We start from the raw sequence: 8,501 nt of genomic DNA, 5'->3' as shown, positions 1-8,501 counted from the left end.
TGGACTGGATGGGAGCATGACGTGAGCTGCCGGGGGGTGGGTCCCAATTGGACGCCGATCAGCCCTTCAGCCGGGTTCTTTTTCCACGCCGCTTCTCACTCAGCCTGCGCATCAGGCCGGCGTATTCAAGCACCTGCCCGATCACCTCTCGCCGCGCCTGCGGATTTTTCGTGCAGCAGAAGCCGATCAAGCAAATCTGCCGGGAGCTGAAGGTCTCTCGCAAGGTCGTGCGCAAGGTGATCCGCTCCGAGGCGACCGCCTTCCGCTACACCCGCACCAGCCAGCCCGCGACCCGGGCTTGCGCCTGCGGGACGGCCGCGACACGTTCGGCGCATCCCTGGAGAACGGCCTTGATACCCACTAGCCCGCACCCGACCGATTGACCGCCGGAGTGCCGCAGCGTGCCGAGCCTCCGCAGCCCGCGAGGCTCCGATGTCACCCAGGACCCAATGGTCGAGCGACCATCATTTCGACCAGCGAGCGCGGCGTTCCCGGCCTGGAGTCTTGTAGCCACCCAGCCCGATCGTTCCGTGCAGAGGCCGCTTTCGAGCGAAGAGCGGCCATTCCAGCAGTTGTGGCAGAAGGTCCGGAATTGGCGCGAAGCCGTCGTTCAGCGGGCAAATGCTCGACAGCAGCTTCCCACCCCAAGCCTACCTTGGAGGCCGGGGGCGCTGGTCCGTCATCCCACATTGCGAATGGATACGGGGCCGCAGGGCAAAACGACGTCGCGGACCCCATCTGACGGGAAACCGGGGGCTCAGGGAGAAGCGACATGGGTAGCGAGAGGGCGGTACTGGCGGGCGGCTGCTTCTGGGGCATGCAGGACCTGATCCGTTGCCAGGAAGGCGTGCTGGCGACCCGTGTCGGCTACACGGGTGGCGACGTGCCGGATGCGACCTACCGGAACCACGGGACGCATGCCGAAGGCATCGAGATCGTCTTCGATCCGAACAGAACGAGTTACCGCGCATCCTGGAGTTCTTCTTCCAGATCCACGACCCGACCACCCCAAACCGGCAGGGTAACGACCGGGGCCTCAGCTACCGCTCGGCCATCTACTACGTCGACGATGACCAGCGTCGGGTCGCCGAGAACACCATTGCTGATGTCGATGCATCTGGACTTTGGCCAGGTAAGGTGGTGACCGAGTTGGCGCCGGCAGGGCCTTTTTGGGAGGCCGAGCCGGAGCACCAGGATTACTTGAAACGTCGGCCGAACGGCTATACCTGCCACTTCGTGCGACCGAACTGGGTGTTGCCTGCTAGCGCGACGGCGACTGAGAACGCCTAAGCCCAATCAAAACTTCGATTTGCGAACAGCCAATGCCATTCCGGTCACGGGTGGCGCTACCGGAGAGTCGGTGACTCGCCCGGCTTCAGGTGACGGTCCCCGCCATCTGGGCCCCCGGGCGAGACATGGTCGTTCAGTCGATCCAAGTGCTCGAACACGTGTTCGAAGGCGGCGGTAACGGCCTTCTCGAAAGACCCGTCACTCTTGCCCTGTGCCATCCTGAGGGCGTCGAGCAAACCGCGATGCTTGTCAGTGTCCGTGGACATGATCCGTCTCCTTGCCGATCAGCGCCGGTTCAGGGAGGCAAGTGCGATTGACCTTCCCGGTTCCGAGCCTAGCCGCCCAGGTTGCGTCCGACGTCCGTTTGCTGGTGTCACAACCATGCGGATCTGTCGCGCCTTGATCGTGAGTGTCGTCCAGGGTTCGATCATCTGACACAGAGCGCTGTGCCTCAAGTCGACGTTTGGCGGCCTCGAACTCGTGTCTGATTGCGCACCGGGCCCGATGGACGTGGCCCGGTGGCGGTGGCGTCGATCAGGCGGCCTGGGCGACCGGCGCGGGCGACGGTGCATCCATGGCACGCAGATAGAGGTCGAGCAGCGTCTCCTGCTCGTCGCGCTCGTCCTTGTCCTGCTTGCGCAGCTTGAGGATTTCCTTGAGCACCTTGACGTCGAGTCCCTCGCCCTTGGCCTCGGCGAAAATCTCCTTCTTGGTCTCCATGAGATCCTTGATCTCCTCGTCGATGCGCTCGATGCGCTCGATGATGGAGCGGATCCGGTCGCCTGCGACGCCCACGGTGTCGGTCGTGTCGGACATGCTCACTCCTCGCACTGATCGGGCCGGCAAACTGGCGGGCCAGGGTAAGCGAGAGGTTAAGGCGATCCGCCGGATAAGCGTGGGCGCAATCAGCAGGGCGGGCGGATGAACGGGTTCCGGTGGTGGATCGCTGCGATGGTCGTCGGGGTTGCGTTCGGTCTGGCCGTGGTCCGATCGTCAGCCGGACGGCGTGCGTGCTAGGGGCGCCTCGCAGCGAGACGCGACCGCGTCGGAGGCATCATCCTACATGCCCGCGTTTCGGTCGGTGTCGTGCCGGAGGACCGGCTGCCCGTGATCCTGGTCCACGGGCTCGGGATGTCGAGCCGCTACATGATCCCGCTGGCGGAGCATCTCGCCCCACACCTGCGGGTCTATGCGCCCGACCTGCCCGGCTTCGGCCTGAGCGACAAGCCTGCTGCGGCGCTCACGGTTCGTGAGCTTGCCGATGCGCTGGCGGCCTGGATGCACGAGGTCGGCGTGAAGCGCGCAGCCTTCGTCGGCAATTCCCTCGGCTGCGAGGTGCTCGTCGAGCTTGCGCTCGTTCACCCGCAACTCGTCGACCGCCTGGTGCTGCAGGGGCCTACGCCGGACCCGGAGGCGCGCGGCATCGCCCGGCAAGTTGTGGGCTTCTTCCTCATCGCGCCCTTCGAGCGCTGGTCGCTCGCCTGGGTCGCGCTGACGGATTATGCCCGCTCTGGGGTCCGTCGCTATCTCCAGACCCTAAGGAGCATGGTTGACAACCACATCGGCGAGAAGGCGTTACGGGTTTCTCAGCCGACGCTCGTGGTCTGGGGCACACGCGATCACATCGTCCCCTATGCGTTCGTGACGAGCCTGGCTGCCTCCCTGCCTCGGGGGGCTCTTGCCGTCATTCCCGGCGCAGCCCATGGGATCAATTACTCCCATCTGGAAGCGTTTAAGGCTGCCGTGTTGCCGCTCCTTCTGCCGCGCGAGACGTCGGGAACCCACCATGATCGATCTGAACACAGCGACGGCCGAGGAACTGGACGGCGTGCCGGCCCTCAAGGGCCACGGGCATGAGATCGTCCGGTACCGGGAAGAGCGGGGCCGCTTCACCAGCCTGCGGCAGTTGGACGAGGTCCCCGGCCTCAGCGGCAAGACCGAGGGGGTCGGCGAACAGGTAGAAGTCACGGACCACTGACCCGGCGGGCGGAGGCACCAGCGGCGCCCGCATGGCCAGCGAAGTTCCCGCAATTTTGCAGCTTATCCCGGATTAATTTTCGGACCCGGCCGCCCGACCCCACGTTTCTACGGTGCAGGCTGCCGGTGAGTTCACTGCCGCGGCCTTACTCGCTCAACGATGTAGAGATATGTCGCCATGGCTGCCAAGCAAAAGACCTTGCAGGATGCGTTCTACGAAACGCTGAAGGATGTCTATTACGCTGAGCGGCAATCGGTCAAAGCGCTGAAGAAGTCCGCTAAGTCGGCCGAGAACGAGGAGTTGCGCCAAGCGTTCGAGACCCACGCCGAGGAAAGCGCCGAGCAGGTGGAGCGCCTGCAGCAGGTGTTCGAGATCATCGGCAAGCCGGCGCGCGGCAAGACCTGCGAGGCCATGCAGGGCCTGACCTTCGAGATGGAGGAGGACAAGGAGGACTTCGAGGACAGCCCGGCCGCGGATGCGGTTCTGGCGGCGTCCGCCGAGGCGATCGAGCACTATGAGATCGCCCGTTACGGCACCCTCAAGACCTGGGCGACCCAGCTCGGCTACGCTGACGCCGCCAAGTTGCTCGACGCGACGCTGCAGGAAGAGAAGAAGACCGACCAGCTGCTCACCGAGATCGCAGAGCGGATCAACGTGGAAGGGACCGAGACCGACGCCGACGAGGAGCTCGCTCCGAAGAAAACCAGCAAGGCCAAGGCCGCGTGAGGAGCCGATCCATGGTCGATACCAGTCTGATCCAGGAGCAAATGCCGGTTGTCGGCTCCGACGGCGGCCGGATCGGCACGGTCGATCATCTCGACGGGCAGCGCATCAAGCTGACGCGGACCGACCCGGCCGCCCACGGCATCCACCACTTCATCCACGTCGATTCGATCGAAGCGATCGAGGCGGGCGAAGTCCGCCTGAACCGCACGACGGCCCAAGCTCAGGACGAGTGGGGCACCTCGGAATAGGGCTCCGAGCCCTGAAACATCGAGCAGAGGGCTGCCGGAAGGCGGCCCTTTGCACAGGCGGAGAACGACCACTTATTAGTTGCCTGGGTGCGCGTGGTATCTGTGACAGGTCATTAAGCTTCAGGAAGTAGAGCCGCTCCAACGCTGCTGCGGCTTTTCGATGGTTGGCTTTGGCCCCAACCAAGACTGAAAGCTAAATCTGAACCTCAATCGTCTCGCTGTGCGCAAAAAGCGCAGGAGCTGACTGCCGGCACTATCGTTGTCCGACGCCCCGATTGCGCCGGCAAACCGAAACGGATGACGTGATGACCGAGCCGCACGTCCGCATGCTGATCGTCTTCTACTCACGCACCGGAACCATCGAGGCTTTGGCTCGGGTCGCTGCGGAGGCTGCACGCGAGGCCGGGGCCGAGGTCCGTTTGCGGCGGGCTCGCGAAGTGGCTTCAGCTGAAGACATGGCCAAGGTCGAGGGTTGGCTCGATGAGGCCCATCGTCAGAACGCTCTCTACCCGGCACCGACGGACGAGGATGCGGAGTGGGCCGACGCGATCCTGTTCGGCACCCCATCCTATTTCGGTGCCCCGGCCACGGAGTTGAAGAACTACCTCGACCGCCTTGGGCCACAGTGGAAGCGGGGAGCGCTGTCGGGCAAAGTCGGCGGCGCGTTCGCCGCTGCGTCCTGGCCGCATGGAGGCTCGGAGGTCGTCACGTTGGCCCTCTACGCCCCGATGGCACATCTGGGCATGGTCATCTTGCCAACCGGTTACACCGATGACGCCATGCTGGAGGCGGGCTCCCCATACGGGGCGTCGGCGATCGTTGGGGCTGGCAAGGGGCAGCCCCGCCCGAAGGATCTGGACGCGGCGCGCCACCAGGGCCGGCATACCGTGGCCATCACCCGTGCCCTCGTCAGGGCCAACGAGATGCCGAGCCGGAACCGGACATCCGGCTGACGGGAACATCCTGCATCCATCGGTGCGTTCCGATTCCCATGGGGATGGGTGTGAAACGAGAAGTTGGGGAGAGGGACGAGTGAGTGGACTGGCCCGGCACCCCTCCCGTCTCTGGATCGTGCGGCACGGCGAAAGTGCCGGAAATGTCGCCCGCGACGCCGCGCATGCGGCCAACGCCCACCGCATCGACATCGCTGAACGCGATATGGACGTGCCGCTGAGCGGGCTGGGTCGCGAGCAGTCGGAGGCATTAGGACGCTGGTTCGCCGCGCGACCCGAGTCGGAGCGTCCGAACCTCGTCCTCGCATCGTCCTATCGCCGCGCGCTCCAGACCGCTGAGGCGATCCGGGCGAGCGGCGGCCTCGCCGCCGGAACGCCCGCGACGCTGATCGACGAGCGGCTGCGCGAGAAGGAATTCGGCATCCTCGACCGACTGACCCGGGCTGGTATCGAGGCTCTGCATCCCGAACAAGCCGCTCTGCGGGCGGACCTCGGTAAGTTCTACCACCGCCCGCCAGGCGGCGAGAGTTGGTGCGATGTGATCTTCCGGCTGCGCGGGGTGCTCGACACCATCGCCCTCCATCATGCGGGCCAACGCGTGCTCGTGGTGGCGCACCAAGTCGTCGTACTCTGCATGCGCTACCTGTTGGAGAACTTGGACGAGGCCAGCATCCTCGCCATCGATGCCGAGGGCGATGTCACCAATTGCGGCGTGACCGAGTACGCCTACGATGTGGATCATCCGCCCTCCGGGGGGATGATGCTCGCGCACTACAATTTCGTTGCTCCCCTCACTGCGGGGGGTACGCCCGTGACCTCCGAACCCGACCTTGAGGGCCCAGCCGAGTCAGGTCGAGTGGCACAGCATGCATAAGGTGGATGGGCGGATGGCTGAGCGGAGCGACAGTGCCGAGCCGATCACCGAGCGCCTTCTGCGCGGCATGCCCCCGCCGCCCCCCTCATCTGACAGCAAGGACGGCCGCGGTCGCGTCCTCGTGTTGGGAGGCTGCCGAGAGTTGCCCGGGGCAATTCGCCTTTCGGCCGAGGCAGCGATGCGCGTCGGCGCGGGCAAGCTTCAAATCGCGGTTTGCCGCGACGTAGCGGTGCCGCTGGGGCTGCTGGTGCCAGAGGCGATGGTCGTCGGCCTTCAGCAGACCGAGGCAGGCGGCATATCGCGAACCAACGCGGACGAGGTGGCGAAGCGGGCGGGATGCTGCGACGCGGTTCTCCTCGGCCCGGGGATGAGCGAGGACGCCGACACGACGGCCATCGTTGCGGCGATCCTGCGTGAGGCGGGCACGACATCACTCGTGCTCGATGCGGGCGCCTTGTGCGTTCTGAATGACGAGCCCGGCTTGACGAAGAGGCTGGCAACACCGGCCGTCATCACCCCGCATGCCGGAGAAATGGCCGGGCTGCTCGGACGGGAGCGCGAGACGATCGAAGCCGATCCGTTGGCCGCCGCGCGGGAAGCGACCGAACGGTTCGGCACCCTGACGGTGATGAAGGGTGGCGCCACCTACATCGTCGCACCGAACGGTGGTGCGTGGTGCTACGAGGGAGGCCATGTCGGCTTGGCGACGTCGGGCTCGGGCGACACTCTGGCCGGGCTGATCGTTGGTTTGCTCGCCCGCGGTGCCGATCCTGCCAGAGCGGCCGTTTGGGGTGTGTACTGCCACGGTGAGGCTGGACGCCGCCTGGCTCGGCGACACGGGGGCATTGGGTTCCTCGCGCGGGAAATCCCGCCTGAGATCCCCAGCATCCTCGCCGAAATTCTTGTCTAAATACTCGGTCCCGGCATTTGCCGGGGCGGACTCAACTTCAACGAGCAGGTTTAAGCCCCCTACGCGTGCGAATACGATCAGCTTGCGCGCGTCTACATCCCAAAGTGCTAGGTTCAGGCAGCCCAGGTTCTCGCGCAGAGTCAGACGGCCGTGCAGGCGGTAGTTCGGAATGCGGCTGTTCAGATGGTGGACGTGGTGCAGGCCGACATTGCCGGTGAACCATTGCAGGACGCGCGGCAGGACGTAGTAGGAACTGCCACCGAGGGCTGCGCGGTAAAAGTCCCAGGCGCCGGCCTCCTCCCAGACGGTCTCCTCGTACTGGTGCTGGACGTATAACAGCCAGCCCCCGATCCAGGCGGCGACGCTGATCACCGGCAGGAACACCCAGAGCACCGGCCCGATGCCGCCGACCCCGAGCGCGAGCAGCCCGAGACCGGCGAGGAGCACCGCGTCGAGCGCCAACACGTCGCGTCACGCCGTCCGCCACGGGAGCCCGACGCCGGAGGGCAGCGGCTGCAGCAGCAGGAGGTTGAGCGGAGAGCCGAGCACGATCAGGAGGAACGGATTGCGGTAGAGGCGATAGCGGAGCCGGCTCCCGCGCGGCAGAGCGAGGTACTCGCGCACGGTCAAGGTGTGGATATCCCCGCTGCCGCGGCGGCTGAGATCGCCGGTGGCGGCATGATGCAGGGCGTGGGCCCGCTTCCAGCTGTCGTAAGGCGTCACCGTCAGAAGGCTCAAGGCGCGGCCGAGCCAGTCGTTGCCGCGGCGTGAGGGCAGGAACGAGCCGTGTCCGCAACTCGACGCCGGCATCTCCAGGGCCATGAGGCAAGCCCACATCCTCGTGGCCCTGCTCAGCCCCGAGTACATCTCCAGTCGATATTGCCAACTTGAATACAACCTGGAGATGGTACGCAGGGCCAAGTGCCTCAAGCGCGTCGTCGGCGTCGTGGTGCGCCCGTGCGGGTGGAAGGCGACTACGGCCGCCGGCTTGAAGTTGCTGCCCGAGGACGGACGGTCGGTGCCGGAATGGCGCAGCGCCGACGCCGCGTTCCTCGATGTCGCCCAGGGCCTCGGCAAGCTCGTCTGGACGGTGCGCACCGAGATGGCCAAGGGCGCCGCGAACCCGGCGACACCCTCGGTCCCCTCGCCGAGGATGCCCCCCCATCAAAGCTGAAGGCACCCACGCCTATCCCCAAGGCGAAGGTCCCGGCCAAGGCCGCCGCACCGAAGCCGAAGCGAGAGACGGTCAAGGCCGCATCGAACAGGAAGGTCATGGCAGCGTCGAAGCCGCAGGGGACCGTCGCCGGCCGCAAGCGTCCGAACCCGAAGGTCCGTTGATCCGAAGCCCAGCATCGGAACGGTCGCGAGCGGACGACCGGAGCGACGGGACGTGATGGTCCCTCCGGCAGCGAGCGCGCGGATGGCTAGAGCTGTTGCCGACCGCTGCGAGTCGTTCGGGGTTCACTGGCACGGCGTGATCTGATTCCCTGTGGTCCTCGACAGGAGGATTGATGGGCTCAGC

Annotated in this window: 10 protein-coding genes and 2 pseudogenes; 10 read left to right on the top strand and 2 right to left on the bottom strand. The window is 65.8% G+C overall.

Features of this window, described 5'->3' with window-relative positions; all coding sequences use genetic code 11:
• Positions 1-47 precede the first annotated feature (47 nt).
• Together ASG52_RS26470 and msrA are read left to right on the top strand one after the other, a co-directional pair.
• Positions 48-383, top strand: a complete 336-nt coding sequence (locus ASG52_RS26470; protein WP_082552589.1) for a hypothetical protein — start codon at positions 48-50, stop codon at positions 381-383.
• 389 nt (positions 384-772) lie between these two features.
• Positions 773-1,290, top strand: a pseudogene (gene msrA, locus ASG52_RS26465) (peptide-methionine (S)-S-oxide reductase MsrA).
• A gap of 534 nt (positions 1,291-1,824) precedes the next feature.
• On the opposite strand, the gene ASG52_RS15400 reads toward msrA, so the two are convergent.
• A complete protein-coding gene (locus tag ASG52_RS15400) occupies positions 1,825-2,106 on the bottom strand; it encodes a DUF2312 domain-containing protein (protein WP_056244858.1) in 282 nt (93 codons plus the stop codon).
• 291 nt (positions 2,107-2,397) lie between these two features.
• Between ASG52_RS15400 and ASG52_RS15395 the strand changes: the two genes are divergently transcribed.
• The 7 genes from ASG52_RS15395 to ASG52_RS15365 all read left to right on the top strand — a co-directional run bounded on the left by ASG52_RS15395 (position 2,398) and on the right by ASG52_RS15365 (position 6,979).
• On the top strand, positions 2,398-3,147 hold the full coding sequence (locus tag ASG52_RS15395; protein WP_286159065.1) for an alpha/beta fold hydrolase: 750 nt from the start codon (positions 2,398-2,400) through the stop codon (positions 3,145-3,147).
• Positions 3,119-3,268 carry a helix-hairpin-helix domain-containing protein gene (locus ASG52_RS15390; RefSeq protein WP_286159064.1) on the top strand — a complete coding sequence of 50 codons (150 nt, stop codon included), beginning with the start codon at positions 3,119-3,121 and terminating at the stop codon, positions 3,266-3,268. The genes ASG52_RS15395 and ASG52_RS15390 overlap by 29 nt, the downstream gene beginning before the upstream one ends.
• Before the next feature lie 177 nt (positions 3,269-3,445).
• A complete protein-coding gene (locus ASG52_RS15385; RefSeq protein ID WP_056244848.1) occupies positions 3,446-3,994 on the top strand; it encodes a YciE/YciF ferroxidase family protein in 549 nt (182 codons plus the stop codon).
• Positions 3,995-4,005: 11 nt separating this feature from the next.
• The gene (locus ASG52_RS15380; protein WP_056244845.1) at positions 4,006-4,242 is read left to right on the top strand and encodes a DUF2171 domain-containing protein; all 237 of its coding nucleotides are present in this window, start codon (positions 4,006-4,008) and stop codon (positions 4,240-4,242) included.
• A gap of 305 nt (positions 4,243-4,547) precedes the next feature.
• Positions 4,548-5,195: an NAD(P)H:quinone oxidoreductase gene (wrbA, locus tag ASG52_RS15375; RefSeq protein ID WP_056244842.1), complete on the top strand. Its 648-nt coding sequence runs from the start codon at positions 4,548-4,550 to the stop codon at positions 5,193-5,195.
• Positions 5,196-5,274: 79 nt separating this feature from the next.
• The gene (locus ASG52_RS15370; protein WP_286159063.1) at positions 5,275-6,069 is read left to right on the top strand and encodes a histidine phosphatase family protein; all 795 of its coding nucleotides are present in this window, start codon (positions 5,275-5,277) and stop codon (positions 6,067-6,069) included.
• Positions 6,062-6,979 carry an NAD(P)H-hydrate dehydratase gene (locus ASG52_RS15365; RefSeq protein ID WP_353612492.1) on the top strand — a complete coding sequence of 306 codons (918 nt, stop codon included), beginning with the start codon at positions 6,062-6,064 and terminating at the stop codon, positions 6,977-6,979. Before ASG52_RS15370 ends, ASG52_RS15365 begins: the two co-directional genes overlap by 8 nt.
• A 162-nt stretch (positions 6,980-7,141) precedes the next feature.
• Here the strand turns inward: ASG52_RS15365 and ASG52_RS15360 are convergent.
• Positions 7,142-7,789, bottom strand: a pseudogene (locus ASG52_RS15360) (fatty acid desaturase); the annotation flags it as partial.
• A 10-nt stretch (positions 7,790-7,799) separates the two neighbouring features.
• Between ASG52_RS15360 and ASG52_RS27275 the strand changes: the two are divergent.
• The gene (locus ASG52_RS27275) at positions 7,800-8,153 is read left to right on the top strand and encodes a toll/interleukin-1 receptor domain-containing protein (RefSeq protein WP_056244840.1); all 354 of its coding nucleotides are present in this window, start codon (positions 7,800-7,802) and stop codon (positions 8,151-8,153) included.
• Positions 8,154-8,501: the final 348 nt, after the last annotated feature.

Origin of the sequence: Methylobacterium sp. Leaf456, assembly GCF_001425465.1 — a bacterium.
GTDB lineage: Bacteria > Pseudomonadota > Alphaproteobacteria > Rhizobiales > Beijerinckiaceae > Methylobacterium.
This window is presented reverse-complemented; position numbering and strand designations above follow the sequence as displayed.

What these genes read in the sequence shown, in the direction of transcription:
- wrbA (WP_056244842.1), top strand. Translation starts at nt 4,548, where the DNA reads ATGACCGAGCCGCACGTCCGCATGCTGATCGTCTTCTACTCACGCACC.
- ASG52_RS15400 (WP_056244858.1), bottom strand. Translation starts at nt 2,106, where the DNA reads ATGTCCGACACGACCGACACCGTGGGCGTCGCAGGCGACCGGATCCGC.
- ASG52_RS15380 (WP_056244845.1), top strand. Translation starts at nt 4,006, where the DNA reads ATGGTCGATACCAGTCTGATCCAGGAGCAAATGCCGGTTGTCGGCTCC.
- ASG52_RS15365 (WP_353612492.1), top strand. Translation starts at nt 6,062, where the DNA reads ATGCATAAGGTGGATGGGCGGATGGCTGAGCGGAGCGACAGTGCCGAG.
- ASG52_RS15385 (WP_056244848.1), top strand. Translation starts at nt 3,446, where the DNA reads ATGGCTGCCAAGCAAAAGACCTTGCAGGATGCGTTCTACGAAACGCTG.
- ASG52_RS27275 (WP_056244840.1), top strand. Translation starts at nt 7,800, where the DNA reads ATGAGGCAAGCCCACATCCTCGTGGCCCTGCTCAGCCCCGAGTACATC.